Source organism: Deinococcus sp. Leaf326 (assembly GCF_001424185.1).
GTDB lineage: Bacteria > Deinococcota > Deinococci > Deinococcales > Deinococcaceae > Deinococcus.
On sequence record NZ_LMOM01000001.1, the window covers coordinates 157,657 to 181,593 of the forward strand.

At 67.0% G+C, this 23,937-nt stretch carries 26 protein-coding genes; 2 read left to right on the plus strand and 24 right to left on the minus strand.

Features of this window, described 5'->3' with window-relative positions; all coding sequences use genetic code 11:
- Positions 1–3 precede the first annotated feature (3 nt).
- On the minus strand, positions 4–8,082 hold the full coding sequence (locus ASF71_RS00815) for a phage tail tape measure protein (RefSeq protein WP_056293439.1): 8,079 nt from the start codon (positions 8,080–8,082) through the stop codon (positions 4–6).
- Between the two features lie 33 nt (positions 8,083–8,115).
- Between ASF71_RS00815 and ASF71_RS23370 the strand changes: the two genes are divergently transcribed.
- Entirely contained in the window at positions 8,116–8,586 is a 471-nt protein-coding gene (locus tag ASF71_RS23370; protein ID WP_156372534.1) for a hypothetical protein, read from the plus strand.
- Here the strand turns inward: ASF71_RS23370 and ASF71_RS00820 are convergent.
- The 21 genes from ASF71_RS00820 to ASF71_RS00920 all read right to left on the minus strand — a co-directional run bounded on the left by ASF71_RS00820 (position 8,530) and on the right by ASF71_RS00920 (position 22,633).
- Positions 8,530–8,997, minus strand: a complete 468-nt coding sequence (locus ASF71_RS00820; protein ID WP_056293445.1) for a hypothetical protein — start codon at positions 8,995–8,997, stop codon at positions 8,530–8,532. The two genes, ASF71_RS23370 and ASF71_RS00820, sit on opposite strands and share 57 nt — an antisense overlap.
- Positions 8,998–9,029: 32 nt before the next feature.
- The gene (locus ASF71_RS00825; protein WP_056293449.1) at positions 9,030–9,812 is read right to left on the minus strand and encodes a hypothetical protein; all 783 of its coding nucleotides are present in this window, start codon (positions 9,810–9,812) and stop codon (positions 9,030–9,032) included.
- Positions 9,812–10,054, minus strand: a complete 243-nt coding sequence (locus ASF71_RS00830) for a hypothetical protein (protein WP_056293452.1) — start codon at positions 10,052–10,054, stop codon at positions 9,812–9,814. Before ASF71_RS00830 ends, ASF71_RS00825 begins: the two co-directional genes overlap by 1 nt.
- Positions 10,054–10,575: a hypothetical protein gene (locus ASF71_RS00835; RefSeq protein ID WP_056293455.1), complete on the minus strand. Its 522-nt coding sequence runs from the start codon at positions 10,573–10,575 to the stop codon at positions 10,054–10,056. Before ASF71_RS00835 ends, ASF71_RS00830 begins: the two co-directional genes overlap by 1 nt.
- A 2-nt stretch (positions 10,576–10,577) precedes the next feature.
- A complete protein-coding gene (locus tag ASF71_RS00840) occupies positions 10,578–10,985 on the minus strand; it encodes a hypothetical protein (RefSeq protein ID WP_056293458.1) in 408 nt (135 codons plus the stop codon).
- Positions 10,982–11,365, minus strand: a complete 384-nt coding sequence (locus ASF71_RS00845) for a hypothetical protein (protein ID WP_156372535.1) — start codon at positions 11,363–11,365, stop codon at positions 10,982–10,984. The genes ASF71_RS00840 and ASF71_RS00845 overlap by 4 nt, the downstream gene beginning before the upstream one ends.
- A gap of 8 nt (positions 11,366–11,373) precedes the next feature.
- Positions 11,374–11,808 (minus strand): hypothetical protein, encoded by a 435-nt coding sequence (locus ASF71_RS00850; RefSeq protein WP_056293462.1) that lies wholly within the window; start codon positions 11,806–11,808, stop codon positions 11,374–11,376.
- On the minus strand, positions 11,805–12,074 hold the full coding sequence (locus ASF71_RS00855) for a hypothetical protein (RefSeq protein WP_056293465.1): 270 nt from the start codon (positions 12,072–12,074) through the stop codon (positions 11,805–11,807). Before ASF71_RS00855 ends, ASF71_RS00850 begins: the two co-directional genes overlap by 4 nt.
- Complete coding sequence (locus ASF71_RS00860) at positions 12,071–12,772, minus strand: hypothetical protein (protein WP_056293468.1); 702 nt, start codon at positions 12,770–12,772, stop codon at positions 12,071–12,073. The genes ASF71_RS00855 and ASF71_RS00860 overlap by 4 nt, the downstream gene beginning before the upstream one ends.
- Positions 12,769–13,182, minus strand: a complete 414-nt coding sequence (locus tag ASF71_RS00865) for a hypothetical protein (RefSeq protein WP_056293471.1) — start codon at positions 13,180–13,182, stop codon at positions 12,769–12,771. Before ASF71_RS00865 ends, ASF71_RS00860 begins: the two co-directional genes overlap by 4 nt.
- Before the next feature lie 2 nt (positions 13,183–13,184).
- Entirely contained in the window at positions 13,185–13,832 is a 648-nt protein-coding gene (locus ASF71_RS24640; protein ID WP_200939640.1) for a RyR domain-containing protein, read from the minus strand.
- Positions 13,829–14,674 carry a hypothetical protein gene (locus ASF71_RS00875; protein ID WP_156372536.1) on the minus strand — a complete coding sequence of 282 codons (846 nt, stop codon included), beginning with the start codon at positions 14,672–14,674 and terminating at the stop codon, positions 13,829–13,831. The genes ASF71_RS24640 and ASF71_RS00875 overlap by 4 nt, the downstream gene beginning before the upstream one ends.
- Positions 14,674–15,849, minus strand: coding sequence for a major capsid protein (locus ASF71_RS00880; RefSeq protein WP_056293478.1), 1,176 nt, complete (start codon positions 15,847–15,849; stop codon positions 14,674–14,676). Before ASF71_RS00880 ends, ASF71_RS00875 begins: the two co-directional genes overlap by 1 nt.
- A 64-nt stretch (positions 15,850–15,913) precedes the next feature.
- Positions 15,914–16,354, minus strand: a complete 441-nt coding sequence (locus ASF71_RS00885) for a hypothetical protein (RefSeq protein ID WP_056293481.1) — start codon at positions 16,352–16,354, stop codon at positions 15,914–15,916.
- 68 nt (positions 16,355–16,422) lie between these two features.
- The gene (locus ASF71_RS00890; RefSeq protein WP_056293485.1) at positions 16,423–17,229 is read right to left on the minus strand and encodes a hypothetical protein; all 807 of its coding nucleotides are present in this window, start codon (positions 17,227–17,229) and stop codon (positions 16,423–16,425) included.
- 43 nt (positions 17,230–17,272) lie between these two features.
- On the minus strand, positions 17,273–17,755 hold the full coding sequence (locus ASF71_RS00895) for a hypothetical protein (RefSeq protein WP_056293487.1): 483 nt from the start codon (positions 17,753–17,755) through the stop codon (positions 17,273–17,275).
- On the minus strand, positions 17,752–18,324 hold the full coding sequence (locus tag ASF71_RS00900; protein ID WP_056293490.1) for a hypothetical protein: 573 nt from the start codon (positions 18,322–18,324) through the stop codon (positions 17,752–17,754). The genes ASF71_RS00895 and ASF71_RS00900 overlap by 4 nt, the downstream gene beginning before the upstream one ends.
- Positions 18,321–18,563: a hypothetical protein gene (locus tag ASF71_RS00905; protein ID WP_056293493.1), complete on the minus strand. Its 243-nt coding sequence runs from the start codon at positions 18,561–18,563 to the stop codon at positions 18,321–18,323. Before ASF71_RS00905 ends, ASF71_RS00900 begins: the two co-directional genes overlap by 4 nt.
- Positions 18,560–20,236 (minus strand): hypothetical protein, encoded by a 1,677-nt coding sequence (locus ASF71_RS00910; RefSeq protein WP_056293498.1) that lies wholly within the window; start codon positions 20,234–20,236, stop codon positions 18,560–18,562. Before ASF71_RS00910 ends, ASF71_RS00905 begins: the two co-directional genes overlap by 4 nt.
- A gap of 26 nt (positions 20,237–20,262) precedes the next feature.
- The gene (locus tag ASF71_RS00915; RefSeq protein ID WP_056293502.1) at positions 20,263–22,050 is read right to left on the minus strand and encodes a hypothetical protein; all 1,788 of its coding nucleotides are present in this window, start codon (positions 22,048–22,050) and stop codon (positions 20,263–20,265) included.
- Positions 22,051–22,066: 16 nt separating this feature from the next.
- Positions 22,067–22,633, minus strand: a complete 567-nt coding sequence (locus ASF71_RS00920) for a hypothetical protein (RefSeq protein WP_056293505.1) — start codon at positions 22,631–22,633, stop codon at positions 22,067–22,069.
- A gap of 34 nt (positions 22,634–22,667) precedes the next feature.
- Here ASF71_RS00920 and ASF71_RS00925 point away from each other — a divergent pair, with 34 nt between their 5' ends.
- Positions 22,668–23,201 carry a YfbU family protein gene (locus ASF71_RS00925; RefSeq protein ID WP_056293509.1) on the plus strand — a complete coding sequence of 178 codons (534 nt, stop codon included), beginning with the start codon at positions 22,668–22,670 and terminating at the stop codon, positions 23,199–23,201.
- Positions 23,202–23,210: 9 nt separating this feature from the next.
- Here ASF71_RS00925 and ASF71_RS00930 read toward each other — a convergent pair whose 3' ends face one another.
- Complete coding sequence (locus tag ASF71_RS00930; protein ID WP_056293512.1) at positions 23,211–23,474, minus strand: hypothetical protein; 264 nt, start codon at positions 23,472–23,474, stop codon at positions 23,211–23,213.
- Positions 23,475–23,598: 124 nt separating this feature from the next.
- Positions 23,599–23,934: a hypothetical protein gene (locus ASF71_RS00935; RefSeq protein ID WP_056293515.1), complete on the minus strand. Its 336-nt coding sequence runs from the start codon at positions 23,932–23,934 to the stop codon at positions 23,599–23,601.
- Between the last annotated feature and the right edge of the window lie 3 nt (positions 23,935–23,937).

Sequence of the window (23,937 nt, forward strand, 5' to 3'; positions counted from 1 at the left end):
GGTTCACCTCTTTGTGGTGGGGGTATAGCCGCCGCTGCCCGAGCTACCCGAGCCGCCCCCACTGCGGACGGCGTCGGCCAGGTAGCGGACGTGCCCGCCGAAGGCCGTCACATGCCCACCGAACGCCGCGACGTGGCCGCCGAACAGCCCGGTCGAGGTCAGGTAGGCCTGCGTGTGCAGCCCGAAAGCATCCACGGCAGTCGAGAAGGTCGGCAGGGCGGCCGTGTGGGCGGCCAGCACTGGCGTGTGCCCGGCGATGGCGATCTGATACGAGGGGATGACGTTCTGGATAACCCCGGCCAGCATCCCCAGGGCGTCCAGCGAGATCCGGACCTCGGGGGTGTCAATGGTGCCAGTGACTTCCATTGACTGGGACTGCCCCGAGTCGCCCGTAATGCCCCAGGCGTCGCGCAGTGGCTTGGTCGCCCGGTAGATGCGCCCGGCCACCGTCTCGGCCTGCGCCCCGGCCTTCAGGAGACCCTGAATCGCCGCGTTGTCGTCCGAGGTGTCGTCGGTCTGGAACGCCGCCACCAGGGCGTCGATGGCCGGCTTGAGCAGCCCCTGGATCGCCGCCGACTCGATAGCCGCGCTCACCACCGCCTCGAACATCGCCTCGCGCAGATTTTTCCTGAACGAGGTGCGGAACTGCCCGAAGTTCCCCGCCTTCAGCGCACTCATCAGGCCGTCTTTCACGCTGCCCGTGATCGTCTGCATCAGGGTCTGCCCGATGTTCCGGTAGGCCTCGGACAGCGCCTCGAGCATGTCGAGTTTGGCGTCGAGCACCTGGCCGTCGTACTTGCGGTTGATGGCCAGGATCTTGCGCTGGTCGCCCTCGGCCGCCGCGAGTTCGGTGGCCCGCTCGCGGTTGAGCGACTCGACCTTCAGGCGGTACTTCTCGCCCTGGTACTCGCGCTCGCTGATGAGCCCCTGCCGGCGCCGGCGCTCCAGCTCCGACAGTTCGTTCTCGCCGTTCATGCCCTCGATTTCGCGGTCATAGGCGGCGATCTCGTCCAGAGTGGCCTGCCGGTCCTTCAGCCACTGGGCGTCAAAGCGGCGGTTGATTTCCAGCGTGAGGGCCGCGTTGCCCTCGGCCTTTTCGAGTTCGGCCGCACGCTCCCTTTCGATGCGGGCTTTGACGAGGGCGAGCTTGCCCTCCTCATAGGACTTGCGGTCGATCAGGCCCTCGCGGTACTGACCGTCCAGTTCGGCGCTGTCGTTGTCCCCCTTGCGGCCGGCAAGCTCGCGGCGGCCCTCGGCACTGTCGTTCGGGTCGCGCCGGTCGATGTTGACCAGGCCGAAGGTAATGGCCTTGATGAAGGCCGCGATGGCGTCGTAGAGGATGACGAAGAGACTGGCGACCGCCTGCAGCACCGGGGCCAGCAGCTCCAGCAGCGGCGCAAGCACCGAGCCGAGCAGGGTCCCGATGATCTTGAACGGTTCCTGGAGAGCCTTGATCGGCTCCTCGAGGACGCTGAACATCCCTTCCAGGATCATCCCAGCCGGGTTGATCTTGTCCAGGATCGCGGAGAACAGTTGCAGCGGCGAGGTGATCTGCCCGAAGCCCTGGGCGAGGTTCGAGACGCTTTTCTGAAGGTTCTCCTTCCCGGAGTTGAATCCGATCTGAAAATCAAGTTTCAGGCTGTCGACGTTCGCAATCCCCTGGCGCAAGGCCTGGATGCGTTCGTACTCGGCCCGGACTCGGCCCAGCGCCTCGGCCTGCTCAGGGTATTTCTCGATCAGGTCCTTGAGGCTCTTGAGCTCGGACTCGTAGGAGAAGGTCGAAGTGCCCAGCACCCCGGCCAGTGCGCGGCGGGCTTCGGCAAGCGCGTCCACCCCTTCGGTGCTCGTCTTGGTGCTTTCGATAACCTGCTGCTGGCCGCTCACGTAGTTCGTGGTGGCCGTGTTCAGCGCCGACTGGGCCACCGAGGTCGCTGTGATGGCCGCTGTGAGGGTCGTCTGGGCGGCAGCGCGGGCCTCTGGGGTACTGGCGCCCTTAAGAGTGGTCCGAGCCGTGCTCTCGGCCGCCTGGGCGGCCGCAAGCCCCCCTTGCAGGACCGTGACCCGGCCTTCCCAGTAGTCGCGGTACGCGCGGAGGGCCGCGTTGTACTCGGTCGTGCCGGGCAGCCCTCTGGAACGGGCGAGCTTCAGGTTCGCCTCAGCGAGCTGGAGCCCCGCGTCGGCCGCCGCGTCCTGCGCCTTCACTAGATCGACAGACAGGCCGTCCACGAAGGCCTTGCCCGCCGCTTTGCCTGCGTCGCTTGCGGCCTGTTGGGTCGCGGTGAGCTGCGAGCGGAAAATCGGCAGGTACTGCTGCGCCATTCGCAGGGCCAGGGCCTGTCGGGCGTCGAGCTGGTCCACCGGCAGCTTGCCCAGTTCGTCGAGAACGGCCTGGGCGTCCGCGATGCCCTGCTGGAGGTTGGTGATCTCTGTGGCGTAGGCCTCGCGCCCCTTGGACTCGGCGTCCGCGATGGTGTCGGCCTTACCGATCTTGCCGGTGCGGTCGGCCAGGCTGCGGGTGACGACCTCGGGGTTCTGGTAGCGGCCGTTCTCGTCTTTCGGGAACAGCTTGTCCGCCAGATCCACTGCGCGCTGCCGCGCCGAAGCATCGGCCTCGGCCACCTGATCGAGAGCCTCCTGGATCGCCCGGGCCGCTGCCTGCCCGGCCACCCCCATGGCCTGGAACGTGGTCAGCCAGCCCTGCAGGGCGGTGCGTGCCCCCTGCCGCTGGGCCAGGGTCATATCGCTCAGACCCTTGGTGATGCCCTTCGCTGCGTTCTGGGCACTCTTTTCCTGGGTACGCGCGTTCTGGTCCTCCACTTCGCGCTGAATCTGGGTGACGGCCTGCGCCTTGTCGTAGGCCCCCTGTCGGCCGATCTCGGTGAGGCGCGCCTGATGCTCGCGCTCGAGCACTTCACGGCGACTGGCCCAGGTACCGTCCGTGATTGCCTGCCGGCGCAGGTCCTCGAAGCGGCGGTTCTCGGCGTCCTGTTCGCCGAGCATCCGAGCGTTGACACTCTGGTTGGAGAGAGCGATGCGGGTCGTTTCAGCGGCCCGCAGGATGGTCAGTTTGGCGGCCTCGTTGTCGCCCACAGCGCGCAGTTGCCCCTGGAGGTCCGCGTCGAACTGGCCCTGCTTGCGGGAGGCCTCGCTCTGGGCCCGCTGGTTGAGGCCGTCGATCAGGTCTCGGTCCAGGGCCAGCAGCGCGTCGGCCAGGGCGCGCTCGGCCTTGAGGCGGCTCTGGGCGGTCTCGAAACCGATCCGCTCGATCTCTGTGCCCAGGGCTTCATTACGACTGATGATCCAGGCGTTCAGCTCCAACTGGAGCCGGCGCTGCTCGTCGTCGTTGCCAGTCGCCTTCTCGCCCAGCACGCGGTACTTCTCGGTCTGGGCGCGGATGTCGGCCTGTGCCGTGAGCGTGGCGAGGTTCTGGCGGCTGTCCCGGACCTGCACCTCCCACTGCTGCTCGGCGCGCAGCCGGGCGGAGAGATCCTCACCCGCGAGGTCGGTGGCGAGTTGCGCCCGGCCAACCACGCCTTCGCCCTGGCCGCGTGAGACGGCGTCGATTCCGTCCTGACGCTCGTTGGCGAGGCGGATGAGTTCGGCGGTGACCTCACGGGTCTGGGTAAGGAGCTGCTGGTCGGAGGCGATAGCGTTGGCGACCTGCAGGTCGTTGCGCCGGTCGCGGGCCTGCTCGATCAGGTCGTCGCGCTGGGCTTCGAGTGCGGCGGTGTCCTGACCATGTTTCTGAGCCTCGGCGATCAGGCCGCGGTACTTCTCGCGGACCTGGAGGATCTCCTGCGCGGCCGCCACCTGGGCGAGGCGCTGCCGGGCGGCCAGGACCTCGGCGCCCATCTCCTGCTCGATGCTCAGCAGTTCCTGAGTGTCGCCCCGGGCTTGGGCCTGGGTGCGCCGGGTGTCGTAGTTGCTCACCACGGCGTCGGCGTCACCCTTCTGGAGTTCGAGACGGCCCTGTTCGAGGGTGGCGTCGCGCAGCTTGCGCCGCGCCTCGATCTCGTCGGTGAGCAGCTTGATCCGGCGGCCCTGGGTATCAGTGCTCCGCTCGGTGGCGAGTCGGTTCGCCAGTTCGGCGGCCGTCATCTCCGAGAGGGCACCCTTGAGCCCCTCGACGCCCTTGCGGTATTCGGCCGCCCGCTGGGTGGGCAGGCGAGTGTCGATGGCCTTCACGAGTGCCTGGGCAGCGGCCACCCCTATGTACCGGGCGCGGGCGGCCTCCAGTTCGGCGGCCGTCATCTGGTTCACGCGGCCCCGGACCTCGGCGATCTGCTCGCCCAGCTTGACGGCGGCGTCCCCACGCTTGCCCAGCTCGGTGGCCTGGGCGACCAGCCCGGCGAAGCGGCCACGCTCCCCTTCCGGCAGTTTCCCGATTTCGGCGTTCAGCCCTTCGAGCGCCTGCTGGAAGTTTTGAAGGCCCCCGGCCGCGACCTTGCCCTGGGAGAGGTTCAGGCCGAAGTCCTCGTTCAGGTTCCCCAGGCGGCGGCCTAGGCTCTGGACTGTCTGTTCCTGGCGGATGGCAGCCCGCTCCTCGGCCTGCCGGGCGCGGAGTGCGGCACGAGCTTTACGCGCCTGGGCTGCAATTTCACGGGCACGCGCGTCAGCAGCTTTCTTGTCAGATTCCAGGGCCTGGCGGTTGGCCTGGGCCTGGATACCCGCCACCTGGGCTTCCCCAGCAGCGAGGATGCGCGCTTTCTCGGCAGGGAAGTCGCGCCAAGCCTTCGCCGATTCGAGCGCGGTCCGGCGCACCTCGGCAATGTCGAGGAGGGCCTGGGCACGGATGCGCGCCGACCCTTCGGCCATCGCGTTCACGCGGGCCTGCTGCACCTGGCGCTCGGCCTGTCCCGCAGCGTCCGCCGCCCGACTCTGGAATTCATTGCGGACCTGCCCCCGCTCCTGGCCCTGGCGCGCGGTGAGTTGACGACTCAGGTCATTGCGCTGCTTCGGGTCCAGGACGTTCTCGCGGAGCTTCTCCCGCAGGAGACGGTACTTCTCGGCCACCTGATCGAGCTGACCCTGAAACTCGGTGCCTCCAAACAGCTTGAGGGGCTTGGCGAGTTCAGCGCGCATCTCGCGGATCGTCTTGGTCTGCGCCTTGAGCTGGTCGTCAGTGAGCTTGATCGCAGTCGAAACCTTGCCGGAATTGAGCTTGGCGGCCTCGGCGCGGCGGCCGTCCTCAGCGGTGAGCTGCTGGATGTTGCCGCGCACCGTAGCGAGGTCCCCCTGAAGTTTCTTGATCCGGGCCTCGTCGGGCGGACCGTACAGCCGCTCGCCGAAGGCGCTGACCCCCTTGAACTCGCCTTCCTGGGCGTCGGAGATCTGCTGCACCAGGAGGAGGTACTTCGCCTTGGCACGCGACAGTTCGGTGCCCTCGGCGTTCAGCGCACGCACTCGCGCCATCAGGGTATCGAAGCTCTGCTGGTTGCCCTTGTCGGCCTGGTCGTAGGCCTTCGCGGTGTCGGCCATGATCTTGTTGACCGCGATGGCGAGGCCTGCGGCGGCCGTGACCGCGACGGTCAGGCCACCCAGGGCACCCCCGGCCGCGATGGTGACCCCGCGCAGGGCCGGAATCAGCCCCATGACGGCTGTCTTGATCACGCCGAAGGCTGCGGACACACCACCCGCCGTCGTCAGGCTGGTCCAGAAGGCTGTGGCGGCCACCCGAGCGGTACCGAAGGCGGCTACGGCTGCTGGCCCCAGCCCCCGGAACCCGCCGATCAGGGTGGGCAGGATGCTCCGGAGCCCGACCGCCCCACCCAGGAGAGAGACCAACCCCTGCCCAAGCGAGACGGCCTGAAGGGTGCCGATGGCGACCGCCAGGGCGATGACGTAGCCCCTGATCTCCTGCAGCACCGGGCCGCCCTCGCGAACCTCGCGGAAGAAGTCCCCGAGCCCCTTGATGGCAGGCGTGAGGTGGTTGTTCAGCAGGTCGGCCAGCGGCACGGCGAAGCTGGTCACCAGCTCGGCCCCCGCGTCACGCCAGGCGTTGTTCAGGCTCTTCATGGCGGGCGCGACGCCCTGCTGCATGATGTCGGCGGCCTGCTTCGTGAATTCGGTGCTGTCCTTGACCTGCTGGCCGTAGGCTTTCCAGCCGTTCCCTAGCGCCAGGACAGCGGCGGCGGCGCGGGTATCCATCGCACTGGACACGATGTTGAGGGCGTCCCCGTTGCCTTCGAGCTGGCCGGTCGCCCGGTTGACCTCGACACCCATGCCGCGCAGGCTGGTGCTCAGTTCCTTCACGAGGTCGCCGGCAGGCTTCATGTGCCCGAACTCGTCGCGGATCTTGATGCCCAGCGAGGCCAGGGCGCGCTCGCCTTTCGGGGTCACATCCGACAGGGCCGCGAGAGCGGCGCGCAGGCCGTTGGCGCCCACGTCGGCGGCGCTCATGCCGACATTGTCGAGCTGGACGAGCATGCCGAGCAGGTCGTACATCTCGATCTTGGCCTGCTTGCCGGTCGTGCCCACGATGCCCAGGCCGATGCTCAGGTCGTTCGTGGTGCCGGCAGCGAGGTTGCCCGCCTTCGCCAGCATGTCCGAGACCTTGCCCGCGTCCTCGACGCCCAGCCCGTACTGGCGCAGGTTCTTCAGGAGCTGCCCGGAGGCGTCGGTCAGGTTGACCTGATCCACCGACGCGAGGCGCGCGCTGGAGCCCATGAGTTTCAGCGAGTCGCTGACGCTGACGCCTGCCTTCACGATGTCCGCGCTCGCCGCCGTCAGGTCGCCCCGCGTGAACGCTCCGCCAACCGCACCCAGCTCAGTCTGGAGGTCCCGCACGCCCTGGGTCACGCCCGCGAAGTCAGTCTCACCGTTGGCCTGCAGGACGTTCATGCCCTGCTGGAGCTTGCCCAGTTCCTGAAGGCCGACCCGACCCAGGTCCGCGAAGGCGACCGCTCCGGCAAGGAGCGCCGTGACCATGACGCCGACAGCCACGCCGACCGGCCCCGCCGCCGCCGCCACACCGCTGAGATTGCTGGTCAGCACCTGGGCCTGTGCGGCTGCGGCCCCGAGGCTGCCGCCTGCCTGGGCGGCGAACTGGGGCAGGGTCTTTAGGGCATTGAGAATGTTGTTGGAAATTCCGACCTGGGTGAACGTGCCGTTGATGGCGTTGCGCTGGCTGCCGAGCTGAGCGCTGAGCTGGTTCAGGCTTCGGAGCTGTCCGGCCGTCGTGGTGCCACGCTCGCCGACAGCGCGAATCCGAGTCTCCAATCCCTTGAGGGCTGCCTCGTAGGCACGGGTGGCCTGCTGCTGGCCGACAAAGTTGAAGCGGCCTGCCGCGCCGGTCGCGCGCTCGAACTCGGCGCGCGCCCCGGCGAGGTCGCTACGCAGCTTGACGATGCTCTGCGAATTGATGCCTGCCGTGCCGGTAGCAAGCCCCTTCATCACCCGTTCGAGGGCCTGGGCTTCCTTGCTGCCAGCGGCCAGTCCACCGGCCATGCTCTGGCCGGCCGTGCGGATGCGCTCCAGCTCGCGCAGGTAGACCTTCAGGCTAGTGGCGCCCCGGTCGTACTGGCTCTGGGCGATCTGGAGGTCGCGGGCGATCTGGGTGAGGGCCGTGTTGCCGCTCGGGCCAGGACTGCCGCCACCGCTCCCCCCGCCGTTGCCCCCGCTGCCGCCTGCACCGTTGCGCAGGGAACGCAGCTTGTTTTCCAGCGCATTCAGGTCCGCAATCTGCTTGTTCAGCAGGGTAATGACGGCCTTCACGGCGCTGGTGTCGATGGTGAGCACGCTAGCCGAGGTGGAGCGCAGATCGGCCAGTTGCTGCTTGATTTCGTCGAGCTTGGCCTTCATGTCCCCCTTCAGGTCGAGGGTGACTTCGCGGTTGCTTGCGACTTTGCCAAGCGCTTTGTCCACGTCGGCCTGCGACACAGGAGAGATCCCCACACGCAGTTGTGCCTTGACGTCCTGCACGGCTTTTCTCAGTTCAGCCGCGACCCCCGCGCGGTCTACCTTGGGGGTAAGCGAGATGCCGCCGAGAATGCGCTGCGCTTCACGAGCCACGTCGCGCAGCGTCCGGGTGGCCCGCCCTGCATTGGCCTCGACGTCGAATATGGCCTTACCAACTTGCGTCATGGGTGGAACTCCTCTGTGTGTAAGCTGCGAAGAATGACCAAGTTGAAGCCGCAGACCCAGCCCAAGGGCGGCTGCCTGTCCTATGTGCTGCTCGTGTTGGGCGCGGTGGGTGTCCTGTTCGGCCTGATGTATGGGGTCACCAGACAGCCCTCTACTCCACCGGCCGTGACGACTACAACGCCTACCCCTGAGCCCACGCCTGCACCTATGCCGGAGGCCCGTAGCCTCTCCGTTTACGCCGACGAGCTAGGAGAGACTTGGCCGTTCAAGGCCGAGTACGCCACCGTGATCTGCGACTTTGCGAAGGGCCCGGCACCGGTGACCACTGTGGGCGTGGATGGGGACGTGTACGCCTATAACGCGGCCGCAGACACGCTGGCCCCGCAGCAGGGGTGGCTGAGTCGCGCTGCCCTGGACGCGAAGGCGCAAGCTGAAGGGTCAGAGGGATCAAGCACCGACCTGCTCTTCCTTGATGTCGCGGCCGAGCGTGTCTGCCGCCAGTAGCTCGCCGTAGCCCTCGGCCACCTGCGCTACGCGGCTCAGGCTGTCCTCGATCTCGACCATCTGCACGACCCACGAGGCCCCTTCTAGGTCCCCATTTTCGATGGCCTGTTGCAGCGCCCAGCAGTGCTGCGGCTCCAGCAGTGGCCGGGGGAGATCGGCCGCACCGTAGGCGGCAGGCGGCGTGAACTCCTCGGGCCGCCACAAGGACTTAGGGTCCGGCTTTTCGCCGTCGCCCTTGCCCTTGCCCCCCAGGGAGTTGCCCACGAACGCCTGCAACTGCATCAGTGGCCAGGCCCGCTTCAGGTGGATGTCCGGGATCTCCATGTACAGCCGGGCGACCACCATGCTCAGCTCGTCGAGCAAAGTCCCCCAGGTGTACTGGGGGTAGTACTTCAGCACCTCCAGCAGCACATCCTCGTACTGGAGGGTCTTCCCGCCCTGGCTCAGCCGCTGATGGGCAAGTTCGCGGGCGTGGGGTCGGCGTTTGGGCTATCCGCCTCCGCCGGCTCCCCGGTCCGCAGGTAGGCCCGGAGCTGGGTGAGCTCATCCTTGGTCAGGTGCTCGAGCAGCCACGCACCCGTGACCGGACCGGGGTAATCCTCCGCTTCCCGGCCCGGGTCACGCTCGTTCAGCAGCTCGGCCAGGGCGTCCGTACCGGCGCGCTGGATGGTCAGCAGCTGATCGGCCATCTGCTGCCCCTTCTCGCGGCTCTGCGCGGGCGACATGTCGCCCTCCTGTAGATCTTGCAGCTCGTCTACGATGTCGGCCGAGCTGGCGACAGCGTCCGAGAGCCGAGCCTCGTCCGCGTAGCTCAGCACTGGGCCGGTGAAGAAGCGGTCGGCGATCTCCAGTTCGACCTGCCGCAGATCGAAGGTGTGCCCCGGCGCAAGCACAAGGCCGGGGCCGGTGTGGCCGGTGCGCAGATAGGCCATCAGCTCGCTCTCGGTCTGCGCGTTCACGTGCTCGGCCACCCACTCCGGGTTGAGCGGCGCCTCGGTGCGGTGGCCGAGCAGCACGGCCAGCGTTTTGGTGGTCCCTTCGATCCGCTCACGCGGGAGCTGCATGAAGTTCGCGTGCATTTTCACGTTCTCGTACACAAGATCTTCTTCGGCAGTCAGGCGGCGCGAGGTGAACTTCAAACCGCCAAGCACGAACTGGATCTGCTGGGCGGTCTTGCTTGCGAAGATCATGCGGGGCTTGGTCGGAGCAGTAGGGGGGGTGGTCATTAAGCATTCTCCTGTTGGGTGGAAAGGTCGTGGGGGACACCGAAAAAGGTGCCTTCAAGGGCCTTGGGCGGCAGGGTGAAGGTGCGTTGCTCGCCGTGCTCATCGGTCAGCAGCACGCGCTCGGGCGTCTCGTCCAGCACGAAAAGGAGGGCATCCTGCACAGTGCCCTCCTCGGTGACTGGCGTCTCACTGACGACCACCACGTTCGCGGTGCCCTGCCAGTGGTCACGCCAGACCGGCATCAGGGCGTTTCGGCGACCGGCTCGTCGACCGGGTCGAAGCTGCCGTCCGCCTTGACCACACCGCGCTCGGGCTTGCCTTCCACGGTCACGCCGTTGGTCACCTTGATCACGCCCGTGCTGGGGGTGTCCAGCTTCCAGTTCATGACGCTCATGACGCCCCGGTAGACGGGCTTGCCGACGCCCTTGCCGAGCGGGTAGATCCGGTAGAAGGCCTTGCCGCCGTCCTCGGTATCGTCGAAGGCCGCGTCTTCGAGCAGCTTGATGGCCTCGTCCTTCTCAGTCCAGGTCGTCTCACCGAATTCGAGGCTGCCCTTGCTGCTGCCGTCCGGCACGTCCACCGAGCCCTCGGTGCAGAAGGTGTCGATACTGACCGTGCCCTTGTCCAGGCCGACCGAGACGCTGCTGGTCAAGCAAAAGAGCTTCCAGGCGGTCGGGGTGGTCGGCTCGGTGCCGGTGCCGTAAGGGGCCACCTCGATGCGGGCGTTCTTGCCGAAACGGAATTCTGCTTTCTTGGGAGCCATGCTTATCCCTCCTGGGATGGGTTGAGTTCGGGATCTTCGGGGTCAAAGAAGAGAGCGAAGACGTACTGTTCGGGCTCCACCGGTACGGATTTGGGCGTCTCCTCGAACGGCCAGAAGTACCCGGCAATCGCGTTGATGGCGTCCTCCAGCACGTCGGGCAGGCCGTCCCAGTTCACGAGCCGGACCGGGTACGCGGTCGGCATGCCCGGGTACTTGAACGCCTCGATGCCGAGCTTCTTGGGGGTGGGGCTGACGACCACCTCCAGGCCGCGCGCGGTGGTGCCCTCGGGCGGGTTGCCCAGATACACCGCAGGGGTCTCCTCACCATCGGGCAGCCGGTAGGTGCCGACCTCAATCTCTGCTTCGGCCAGCGCCCGTTCCACCAAGCGGCGGATGGCGAGCGCACTCACCGCAGCCCCGAGCGGCGAAGGAAGACCTCGGCAAAGTTGAAGTCCTGGGCGACGTAGCGCGGCAGGTTGCGCGCCGGCAGGGAGGCCGCGCGGTCCTTGAACACCGCGCCGAGGAACGTGGCGGCCGCGTGGTCGGCGGCCCAGGTCAGGCGAGCACTGGCTCCGGCCATCTCGACCGGTTGGCGGCTGTCCCGCAACGTGCCCGTGTCGACGATGTTGCGCGGGCTACCCACCGTCTCGCCGTTCTGACGGCGGGTGGTACCTGTCCAGCCCCAGACCGGATCGTCGAAGGCTGCGTCGCAGGCCTCGGCGAACTCCTCGGCCACGCCGCGCACCCCGCGCTCGACGAGCGGCCCCAGGTCGGCCAGCGTGACGCGCACGGCCACGATCAGACCAGGCCCTTGCGCAGGTACTCGAGCTTCTTGACGCCGAGACCAGGCACGGTGAGGAGCTGCTCGTCGGTCAGGGCGCTTAGGGCTTCGATCAGTTGCTGGGGTGAGCGCGGGGCGAGGTGCACGAGCTGCTCGATCTCGGTAGCGGCCTTCTCGATGCCTTCCTGGAATAGTTTTTGCTCGCCTTCCCACTCGCCGTAGCGGCGGGTGATACCCCGGTTGTACCGGCGCAGGCCTTCGAGCGAGGCCTGGATGCTGGCGCGGATGCGGTAGCCGTCCACGCTCTCGGGCGGCGCGTGCTCGGGGTTGAGGGTGAGGTGGGCCACGTCCATGCGGCTGGAGTAATCCACCGCGATGGTGGCGGCGGCCTCCTGCGTGGGGTCCTCGTGCATCACCACACGCTTGAGGGCCTCGGGGACAGGCTGGGTCATAGTTCACCTGCTGGCGCGTCATACCAGACCTTGACGATGCCGACGATGCTCAGCAGCAGCATTCCGCTGGGCAGCACGGTCAGCGAGTGGCTGGAGCACAGCCAACTACCGTTGGCATTAGGGACTCCATGCTGCTGGCAGTAGCTCTTGACCATATGGGTCACGTGAGTGTTGTGGGCTTCGTTGACCGCTTTGTGAAACTCGTCCACAGAGGAGAGTGACACCAGGCTCGTAGAGAGCCTTTCTTCGGGCTTGGGCGTGTTCACGGGGAACTCCACACCGCAATGAACGCGGCGCCGTGAATGAGGGTTTGTACCGGGTCGGGGTCCGGCCATGCGAGTTTGACCGTGAGGGTGCCGGGCTGGCCTTGCAGGGTGAGGGGCGCCTTGCTGCCCCAGCGCACGCCCACCGGCCGCGCCTGGGGCTGCCCAGCGGGTCCCCAGCGCCCGAACAGCACCACGCTCGCCGTGTCGGCCCCCACCGCCTCGCGGATCTGCGGGTCAGCGGTTGCCTCCAGGCGGGCCAGCGTCGGCAGAGGCACCCCAGCGCCGGGCACCATGTTGTGGGTCTTGGGGTCCTGGACCAGAGGGCCTGCCGCAGTGAACGTGAGCGGATAGCTCAGGCTCCGGGCCGGGTCCACGAAGCGGCAGACTGCGGGCGTCCGCCCAGACCATGAGGAGGTCTGGGCGTGCCGCTCGACGAACAGCACGCCGTGTTCCCAGGAGATGTGCGCGCCGGGCGGCGGCGGCTGGACCCCTGGGAGAAGCTGCAGGATTCGCACGTCGGGGCCGTCCGGGCGGGCGCGCAGGCTTCGGGCGAGCGTTCCCTCGGTGCGGTTCGGGTCCTTGACGTCGAAGCTCCGTTCCACGCCGTCGCTCCACGTCTTTTTGAAGGGACAGAGCAGCCCGGCTTTGGAGGTCAACTTGCCCGCCACCCGGTCGCGCACCTGCTCGCGCCGGGTCAAAATCTGCTCCCCACGCCCAGGCTGACAGTCCGTCCCCCACCACCACGCTGCTCTTGCTGTTGCTCCTGCGACACGGTGACGCGCAGCTCAGCGGCCCGGTCGCACCACAGGCCTGCCTGTACCACGTCGGCTGGAGTACTCGGGGCGAAATACTCCTCCTCGTAATCGCCCTCGGCCCGGAAGCGCTTGACTTGCTCGACGCCTTCGGCGGCCGCCGCCGCGCCCGTCCGGGCCTGTTCACAGACCGTTTCCAGAACGTAGGCGGCAACCAGTCGGAGGTCGCCGTACTCGGCGAGGGCCATGTCAAGTTTGAGGCTGCGCTTTTCCTCCTCCGGCTCCAGCGCCAGCCACGCGGCCCAAGCGGAATCGCGGGCCAGGAACGCGACCCGCGCGACGTGGGTGGCGTCCACGGCTAGACCCGCTCGGGCCAGTGCACCGTGCCGCTCTGGGTGCCGGTCGCATCGAAGTGCGTCCAACCCGTGAAGAAGAGCCCCTCCGGATTGAAGACCGCAACGCGCACCTCGAACCCGAACTGGTCGGACTCGCGCACATCGGTCACTTTGGCGGCCCGGTGGGTGGGCGCGTACTCGCCCTTTGGCGTGCCGTAGCTGACGTAGTGCACGTCCCGGCCCACAGTCGGGGTCACGCCGCCGGTCAGGTACGTGCCCTCGGGGCGCGGGGCGCGCTCGGGCGGCGCGAGCACCCCAGCCGCCGCCTGCACGACCGCCGTGTAGAGGTGGTCCTTGACCTGCTGTTCGGCGGGCAGCTCGGCGTAGGGCACCAGGCAGTGGTGAGTCTTGGCCTCGGGATCCTTGACGGGACCGTACACCCAGCCGTCAGCGACCTTCTGGTCCATCCAGCTCTGGTGCTGCTGCTCCGGCGTGTTGCCAGCCAGCGCCCCCTCAATCCCCTTGATGGCACTCTCACGCTGCCACTCAGGCGCATCATCCCAGCCGGGCTGACTGTCGTCGCCGATGCTGCGGCAGTAGGCCCGGTTGGTCTCGTGCGCGACGTGTGCCAGGGCCAGGACCAACGTCGCGGAGAGGACGGCCCGATTCACTGCACGCCCCCTTCGGCTGGGGTGGCAGCCGGAGCCTTCAGCGCCGCGATGATCTGGTCGGCAATAGCGCCTCCGATCTTGGGCAGGGCCACCAGGCGTGCATGGGCGTCGGCGGGCAGCACTGGCAACGCCTTGAGGCGCTCCACTTCGGCCGTCAGGGTGCCCACCTGGGCCAGCGCGCCGCCGCCCTCGCTGTCGGTCTGGGCCAGCTTGCCGCGCAGGTTGGCAGCTTCCTGCTGGGCTTCCCGCAGCAGTCGGCCGTTCTCGGCGGCGTCGGCCCGAGCGTCGGCCAGTTCGCCCGTCAGCTGGACCACGTTGCCCGCACGCAGCTTGTCCAGCTCGCCCGTGATGCGCCGGATCACGTCGATACCGCTCTCCTCGACGTCGGCCTCGCCCACGTACTTGATGAGCAAGGCCTGCGAGTCGTCGGCGAAGCCCTTGTAGTTCCCCAACTCGCGCAGGGTCCGGCCCAGGGTGTCGAGAATGCTCTCGCCTTCCTTGGCGACCGGCCCGAGCTGGCGCTGGAGATCGGCCAGGGTGCCGCCTGAGGTGCTGCCCTCCTGGAGTACCCGGCGCAGCACCACGTCGGGGGTCTCGTCGGCCAGGGCAACGCGCCGGAGCTGGCGCGTCAGCTCCTCGAGGTTCTGGCGGGCCTCGTCGCGCTCGGCGAGCGCTTCACGTACCGCTTCGGGGACACTGGCCGCCATCTCCACCTCCTCGCCAGCCAACCCGAGCGCGTTGGCGAGGTCTTCGGGGATGTCCATGGGTGTAGTACTGGGGCCATATTTCTTGCCGTCGAAGTGGACAGTACCGACGAACGACTGCACTCGAACCAGGCGCATCAGGCCACCAGCTCCGTGTCGAGGATGACCAGCTTCTCGGGGGCGTCGAGCACCGTCAGGCTGTTCACCGCGCCCTGCGCGATGGCGTGCATCGGGCGGTTCTGGGGGGTGTAGGCGTTGGTCCAGATGCCGGGGCGGCCGTTGCCTTCGACAGTCGGCCCGATGTGGGTGCGGCCAAGGCCGGGGCGGGTCAGCATCGTGCCGTCCTGGGCTTCGAGGGTGATGTCGTTGCTGCCGACCACCGCGATCTTGCCGTCCGGCAGCACCTGGCGCTGGGCGTAGCCCTTGCCCACCTTGAGCGTCACGCTGCGGCGGTAGCCGACGAGCGTGTAGCCGTCACGGGCGTCCTGGCTGAGGGTCTGCTGCGACCCGATCAGGCGGCGCACCTGCACGACTTTGACGTTGCCCCCAGCGCTGACCGTCTCGCTGACGACGGCCATGGGGTTGCCCGAGCTGTCAAGCAGGTTGTTGAGCGTGTCCATGCTCATGACGCGGCTGCGCACGCTCCCCAGGATGGCCTCAGCGCGGCGCATATCGCGCCAGAAGGTCGTGCCCGAAGCGGCGTAGGCCTCGCCACCCGTCCGCTTGGCGAACTTGTTGGCGGCCGGCACTTCGTAGTCCACGGTGCCGCCGCGCAGCACGAGCTGCCCGGTCGTCAGGGTTTCGCCACGCATCAGCTCGTGCCGGTCGGCGATGGCCTGCCGGATGACCTTGTTCAGCCAGTTCACGACGAAGTTGCGGATGCGGTCCAGGCTGTTCCCGCTGATGTTCCCAGCCCGGATGTTGGTGATGACCTGCTGCAGCTCGCGCTGCATTTCTTCGGTCATCAGCGTCTCGGCCGTCCACTTCGCAATGGGCTTTTCGAAGGCGTTCAGCTCGATGCCGCCAACGGGCGCGTAGGGGCTGTCCATGCCGGTTTCACCGGCGACGGTGGTGATGATCTTCAGGTTGCCGCTCTTGGCCTGGTAGCTCAGGCGCAGCTCGTCGGGCAGGATCGACAGCAGCACGTACTCGCTTTCCGGCACCGGCTGGTTGGCCAGCGCGAAGAAGTCGTCCGGCGTCATGGTGCTGAGGATGGCGTTGACCGTAAAGGCGTCGCCGCGCGGGCCGAGGGCCTGGGTGAGCAGGCTGGCGCACAGGGCGTAGATGGGCAGACGGGCAAGCAGAGTCTTCAAGGTGAAACCTCGTGGGGCGAGAGGCGGAAGGCCGAAAGCGGTACCGGCCCCGAAGGGCCGGTAGTCACTGGAAGTAGAAGCGGGTCGCCTTGGCCTTGATGCCGGCGGGCAGCACGGCGGGGGCGCCCGTCGAGTCAGGAAGCTGGGCCTCGTAGACGTTCCCGGAGACGACCAGCCCATACCCGCTGATGCTGTCGCCGGAGCTGCCCTCGCGGGCATCAGTCATGAGCAACAGGGTGTCGAGCGAGCCATCGGCGGGCACGATCTTGCCGCCCGACAGGCTGACGGCCGTGCCGCTGGGCACCACACGGCGGCCAGCCGTGCCGTATTTCACGTCGGTCCAGGCGGCCCAGTTGATCGGGGCGCCGGTGCCGTGCAGCGTCAGGCTGTGGTAGTCGGCCACCCAGTGGGGCATGGACATGGTGGATTTCTCGCCGCGGGGGGCAAAGGCAGCGGCCCCGCACAGAAGCGAGGCCGTCAGGGCGAACAGAGCGAGTTTCTTCATGGTGGTCCTTTCAGCGCCCCACTTGGGGCAACTGCGGCGAGGTAGGGCGAACGGTCGCGGCGCAGGTTTTAGCTCTTGGGCGCGGGCTGGAGTGGGTCCTTGTAGCCCCCTTCACCTCCTTTGGCCTGCTGCTGGTCGACTTTCTCCTGCACCCAGCTCTTGCCGGCGCCACTGCTCCGGCTGGCCGCGTCCTGGCCCCCGAAGGCCGTACCGCTGCTGGCCGTGTCGGTGGCCGTCAGCTGGAGCGCGGGCAGGTAGTCTCCCCAGTTCTTCTTGGCATAGGCGTCCAGCTCGTGCTCGACACCCTGGGGGTCCTTGGCGTAGGCCACCTTCACCTGCTTGCCCTCGCGCTCCACTTCTCGCACCACCAGGTCCGTAAGCTTGTCGTGGTTCACGCGGTCGGTCAGGACGCCGGGCTTGAACTGGGCGACACCGGCCACCGTGGCGATGTGCTCGGCTTTCTCGCGGTCGGCGTTCTTAGCATTCGCGGCTGCGCCGTCGTCGAGGCTCTTCTTCACGTCGGCCACCTTCCCGAAGGCCGCGTACTCGCCGTGTTCCTTGACCTTCGCGGCGACCTCGTCGGGCTTGCCCAGCGCCAGGAAAGCGGCGTAGTCCTTGGATTCCTGATCGTTCAGGACGCGGCTGCCCTTCGGCACTTGATTGTTCTTGAGGCTGCGGTTCTCGACCTCGGCGGCCACGACGAGCTTGACCAGTTCGGCCTGGTTGGAGGTGGCGAGCTCGGTGGCCCGCTTGTCCTTCCACTCCTGCTCGGTGTAGCGGGGCGGATCGTTCTCGCCGTCGCCGCGAAGGAACGGGCCGCCGGAGAGCAGGGCGACGGTCAGGCTGAGCAGGGCGCTGTACTTGTGCTTAGACATATGGACCTCCCGAATGGGAATGAATGGGGCGGAATGGGGACGCTCAGGCGTAGGCGTCGAGGTCGGCAGGACCGAGCATCTCGACGCGGTAGGCCTGGGCGTAATCGGAATTGAGAAAGCCGTCCCAGGTGAACTGGAGCGGCTCGTGAAGGTTGCTGTCGCTGACGTGTACGGTGCCCTCGCCGGGCGAGATCGGCAGCAGCACAGCCACTTGGTGCAGCCAACCGGGCGTGGCTCCGGCGATGTTGACGAGCAGGGGAGCGTGTAGGGCTTGGCCGCCCGGGTTGCTGAGCGTGAAGCGGTGGCGCAGGCGCTCCCAGAGCTCCGAGGGAGACACGGGGAAGCCTGGCTCGGTGCACCAGAAGGTCGACACCAGTAGGCCGCCCTCGGCGAGTCGGGCGTAGTACCGCGCCGCTTCCACATCTTCGACGTGCTGCAGCAGGCTCTCGTCGCCGAGGATGGCGTAGACGCTGTGGTACATGCAGCCCACTTGCCCCTGCTGCGGCCGGTGCTGCTCAAAGGTCATGGGTGGACCTCCGGAGGAGCGTCGGCGGTGCTGAGCAGGGTGTAAGGCGGGGCCACGTTGTTGTGGACTTCGGCGGCGATCTGCACGGCGCGGAGGAGCCGGGTCTTCGGCTCGTAATCCCACAGCGCTCGCAGTGCCCCGATGGCCGTGAGGCTGCCGCTGCCTATGGCATAGGCCCCGCGGTGCTCACTGATTCCCAGGTCGGTCCCCATGCGGAAGATGCGACCTTGCCAGACGATGAGCAGCGACGTGTCGAGCAGCTCGGACCCGTCGCGCGAGGGCGCGCAGCCGGCCCCTGCGGTCTTGATGCACGCCCGAACGGCGTCAACGAACGGTCCACAGAGGTACTCAAAGGGGTCTTGGCCATTCTTGTAGGGCGGCCAGCTCAGGCCGTAGCGCAGAGCCTGGCCCGTGCGCAGGAAGCCCATCCAGCCGATCAATATGGCGCCAGACCGCCACACTTTGCCTTCGTGCACGGAGTAGCTGACCCCGTGGGCCTCGGTGACTCGGCTGTCGGCCACCATGTAGCCCACGCCGTCGCTGTCCACCACGGCAGCGACGACAGTCACAGGCCGTTCACCAGCTCACGCCCAGGCCGCCGCAACTGCGCCAGCACCTCCTGGGATTGCCAGGGCCCGACCAAGTGCAGGCGCGAGATCTCCCGGCCGGCCACCTTCTCCAGTGAGGTGTGGATTTCGCAACGCTGTGGGTCCAGGCCATGGGCCTTGATCGCACGCTGCGCGGTCTGCCAAGAGCTGGTGTAAATGTGCACCGACTCCGCTAGGGCCGGTGCTGCTGCTTCCGTCATGACTTCCTCCCGGTGGTGCGAGCCTTCACTTTCTTGGCGGCCTTGCCTGTGGCCGCTGGCGCGGCCGCCGCCGCCACATCTGTCTTGGCGGGGTTGAGGGTCGGGCTGATCCCGGCCTCGCGCTCGCGCACGATCTGCGCGTCCTCTTGGTCGGGGTTGTCCATGCCTTGGCGCTGGCGGGCGGTCTGCATGCTGATGATCCCGACCGCCGCGTCTGCTCGGTCGGCCGCTCGGTCCTCCGAGGTGGGAGGGACGACTCGCGACTTCACGAGGCCTTCGACCTGGATGTCGGCGTAGCGCGCCGGCTCGCTGCTGAGGGCCGCGACCAGGGCCAGGAACACTTCCGCCACCTGCCCGATCACGGCCTGGCCCAGCTCGATGACCGGTTGCCGGATCGTGTCGAAGTCGGCGATGGCCACCTCGCGGCTGTAGCCGCTGGCCGTGGCCTCCGCGCCCATCAGCACGTAGACCTGTCCGACCTCCTCGTAGATGTTGATGCGGCTGTGGCTGACCGACTCCATCAAGGCCTCGGGACTGACCGGCTCGAAGCGGCCGTAGGAGGGCGTCCCCAGGGGCGTCTCGCCTATGTAGTTCTTGCGGTCGTCGTATTGGGGCTTGGTGGTCCCGCTCCAGATGGTCATGCGGGCCGCGCCGAGCTGGGGCGTGGCGTAGACCCGGATCTTCTGGCCGGGCTTGTTGGGATCGTCGATCTCCTCGAAGGGCGGCTCGATGTTGATGCCGTACCTCTCCATGAACCCGGCCAGTTCGGTGTTGCGCAGGATCATGGTCGAGGTCGTGTTGAATGCCATCTGGTTCTGGAGCATCTGCGGCGTGATCAGCGGCTCCAGCTCCAGCACGAGCAGGGTGATGCGGCCACCCAGCTTCAGGCGGGACTCCACGGGCGCGGCCTGATCGGGCTTCAGGATGCGCAGCACCGTCTCCTCGCCGTCTACAGCGCAGATCTCCGCCGCCTGATTGCCGTCCGCGTCCGTGTAGGCGTACACGCCGCTCCAGGCGAAGGTGTCAGGGTGCTGGTCTACCCGCACGGTCTCAGGGAACTCGACACATTCCAGGCGAATGTACCGGGCCACCTCCTCCCGGCTCTTGCCCTGGCGGACTCGGAGGACGCCCTGGGCGTCGGGCGCGAGCAGGCCACTGGCCACCCGGAAGCGCAGCGCGCCGCGCCCCTCCCGCCGGGCAAAGGTCATTGCCCGGCGAATGGCCTCCTCCGGGTGGTTCTTGTCCAGGCGCCACCAGACACCCAGCAGGGCGTCCGCTTCCTTTTCCCGTTCGGTGCGCTCGCCCTCTGCGCCGCGCTCACCCTGGACCTGCCGGAGCGTCCAGCTGATGCGGGCCAGGCTGCTGCCCACCTCGCGCCGGATCGTCGCCTTCACGAAGTTGGTCGAGGTGAAGCTGCGGCGCAGGGCGCGCTGAAACTCGTTCACGACGGCGGTCGCCTGCCGTTCTGCTTCCTCGTTACCTGGGGGGGCGACGACCACGGGGCCACGCCAGTAGGCCTCGTTCATGTCACCGCCCCCGATGGGTTCCCCGAGGTGGTAGCCGTTGTACATGTTGCGGGCCTGCTTGGCCTCCGGAGGGAGTTCCTGGAGAGCGGCGGCGCGAGCGTCCCCCAGGAGCGCGGTGAGCAGGTTGGTGAGGTACAGGGGTTTCAAGAGGCCTCCTTAGGCACGGGGGTAGGTCAGCGGGGCACCCAGCCCGTCCAGCCGCGCTTCTGGGGGGGAGCCACAACGTCGCGGCGTAGAGACACGAACAACCGCTCTGGCGCCAGCGCGAGCACTGCGCCGTCGCCGTCGTCTGGGGATTGCCCCTTGGCGCGCTTCTTGAAGTCGCCCTTCTTCTCCAATTTCCTTACGTCCCGGTTGCCCCGGGTGATGTATCCGTACTTGCGCTCGGTGAGGTCCCGCTTGAGCAGCAGCGGGGGCGATTCGATACGAGAGACCGACAGGACCTCGTCGGCCATGGCGTACATCTCGGTCACGAGGTCGGCGTACTGGTCCTCGTCCTCGGGTGCGTGACCGAACGGCACCTCGTACACCTCGAAGCCGTCCGGGAAGCGGGCGCGCGTCTCGGACAGCTTCAGGACACCGTCCACGATGCCCCCGCCGTAGCCCGCGTCGATGCGGACTGAGGCGCGCGTGGCGCCCTGGGCGGCGGCCTTGAGCAGGCTGCGCTCGATGGCCCGGACGTAGCGGTCGGTGCGCGTGATCTCGTCGAGTTCCTGGGCGCCCTGAATGGCCTCCTCGAAGCGTAGGGCGCTCCGGAAGTAGCGGTAGATGGTGCCGGCGTCGTCGCCGAAACGCCCGCAGTCCACGCCGATCTGCACCTGCCAGATCTTGCGCTGTACCTGGCCACCGACCGGGTGCGGTGGCTCCAGCAAGGGCCGGGGCTGGACCACCCGGTCGAGACAGGCGTCGAAGCGCCCGGCACTGATGAACGTATCGCCGCCGCCGCCCGAGGGTGGAACTCCCAGGGCGCCGTAGAGAAACCCCCGCTTGGGCGAGAAGATCGTACCCGGCGGGTGCGCGCCGCCACCTCCAGACCTGGGCACCGGCCAGGGCACCTCGAAGGTGTGTTTGGTCTCGTCATGCTCTGGGACCACCTCACACCCGAAGGTCCGCTGGTCCTCGATCATCTCGTTAACCGTGCTCCGAGTGGTACCGCCAGGCACGAGCCGCTCTCCCGTGACCACGTTGGGGAAGTCCAGCAGCGAGAGGCGGTAGACCTTCGCCAGGGGGTGGCGCTTCATTTCCTGAAAGGTCGAGGTGGAGGTCTTGGGGTTGGCGTACAGCAGCCAGATCCGCACCACGTTGCCGGTGAACTGCCGCTTCACCGCATCGAACATGAACTCCGGGATGCCCTCGGCTTCCTCGAAAACCCATAGGTGGTAATCGTTGTGCTGCCCTTGCACACGCTCGGTGCCGGTGCCGCCAGCATCGTTCGTGACAAAGCCCATCGCGAAGTGGTCCGCTGCCGTCTCCGCGCGCATGTCCTTCGGCATGAGTCCAGGCATGACGTTGCGCCGCCGCGCTTTCGCGTTGGTGACGTGCATGCGCAGGTTTTTCCAGAGCGTGTCCCTGACCTGGTCGTTCGTGTTCGCAGTGGACTGGACGACCGAGCCGCCGAACACCCGGTAGAACCACGCGATGACCGGTGCGCCGATCCCGTAAGTCTTCCCGACGCCGTGGGCTGCCTCGATCACGAAGACGTAGGGGACGTCCTGCTCGCCTGCAAGCTGGCGCCGCACGCTTTCCTGAATGTCTTCCAGGATCTCGTACTGGCCCGGCTTACCGTTCATGCCCTTCCAGGGGGTCATGCCCAAGACGCGCACGCAAAAGCCGATCAGGTCGGTGCTGTAACGCTCGGTCCACCGGGCTTGCTCGTCTCGTGGCGCCGCCTGCTCTTGTAGGTGCCCCTTGGCCTTAAGGCGCTTGCGGGCGATGGCCTGCATGACCTGCTGGCGGGTCATCCAGCCAGGCGGCCGATTAGAGCTCGTCGTCATCGGTCTCGCTCGGGGGCAACATCCCGGCGATCTGCCAGAGCTGCGCCTCGGTGAGCTTGTCGAGGTCGTCCGGCGACTTGATGCTGCCGAACTTGACGGTGAACTCCTCCATCCCCAGCGTCTTGCGCTCCAGCTGAGTGCCCGAGCTGATGAAGCGGGCCACGTCAATGGGCTCGAGCTGCTTAGGGTCGAGGTGACTCAAGCCGCGCACGCCCATGCTGATCAGGGCGCCGCTGATCTTCAGGTGGCGCTCTTTCACCTCGCGCTTCATGTCCCGGTCGGCCGCCGCCAACCCGGTCATCACCTGGTCACGCATCTCCTGCCTCAGCTCGCTCCAGTTTTCCGCTGCTGCACGGTTTTTGATGGAGCCGAGGGCCGGGTAGCCACTTTTGTGACTCAGGGCCTCCAGTGTGACCTTGTCATCCCCACGGATGTACTCGCGGCGGATGGCCGACCAGTCGTACTTGGGGGGACGTCCCTCGGCGCTCCGCGCCCCGCTGCCGCCGCCTTTCTTCTCTGACTTCTTGCTGGGTTTGGAGGCCTCCCCCATGTTCGATCACCTCCTGGGATGATTTGATAGACGCATGACCTTGACCACTGTCGAGCGGCTCATGCTGGTGCACCAGTACAAAATCCTCGCTGCCCTTGAACCTGACGACGCCCATTACTACCTCTGGTGCGCTGACGTGGTAGCCGGCGGATACGACACCCTGCTAGGGCAGACCGATTTGGGCACCATTGCCCAGAAGCCTTTCAGTCATGAGCGTGCCGAGTTCGTGTACTCGGTGCTCAGGATGTTCGACACACTCATCTATTCGGCCAAGGGTAAAGAGACCGAACTGTCGGAGATGGAAAAGCACATGCTTCGCTTTTCCGGCTTCGGCCTCAACGACGAGGCGGAAGAACTCGGCTTCGTCAAACTCATTCACAAGCGCGGACGGGGTGACTTCTCCCTAGTGATTCCAGACGGAGCCCACGACAGTCACATGCCGATGACACCGCTTTACCGCCGGATGCTGGAGGCATATGACCAGGCGGGCGGCAAGACCAAATCGCTGCTCTCGCTCAATGAGGTCAAGGTCGTGCTCAACTCCGTCATCGCTCCGGAAAACCAGTAGGTCGGCGGCTCACTGCAGCAGCTCGGCACGCTCGGCGTACTCGCGTGCAATGCGGGCGCAGCCGTCGCTGTGGCCGCGCTCGTAGGCCTTGTTCCAGACCACCTCGCGCTTGGGGTGGTGCTCCATGCCGTGCACCCGCTCCAGCGCGTCCCGCAGTTCGTCGTCGCTGGGGAGCTGAAGGTCCGGGCTATCCACGAGCCAGGAGTGCTCGTCGAGATACTCCAGCCGTTCGGCGAGGGCGTGGGAGTCGGTGTACTGGTCGAGTGCAGTCATGGGGTCTCCGGCATGGGCAGGGGCACAGGCGCAGGGGTGGCCGCGCGCCTGTGGAAAAAGGTGTGGATAGCTGTGGACGAAAAAACCCGCGCCTTGATAGCGCGGGTCAGGGAGTTTGGGGGCCTTAGTAAGTTCGAACCACCTCTAGCGTATAGGGCTTGCCCGGCTCCTTTCGAGGAAGTCCGGCGGCCAAGTGGTTAAGAAAAAGGTTGCCCACCGAGTGCACGAGCTGGTGCTCTTCGAGAACCCTAAGGTCATCCATGTCTACGCCGACAGCGACCCCCTTCGTTTCAGGAGTGGACTTGTCCTTCAGTCGAAACAAGACCTGTTCCGTCTCCAGATCCTCTAAAAGATCCCACTCGACACGATTGAGCATTTCAATGGTGTCAGAGTTCCGCTCCACGTAATCCTTCACGACAGCGAGGTGGTGACTTTCATCTGGCGATTTAGGGTTCGTCATGCC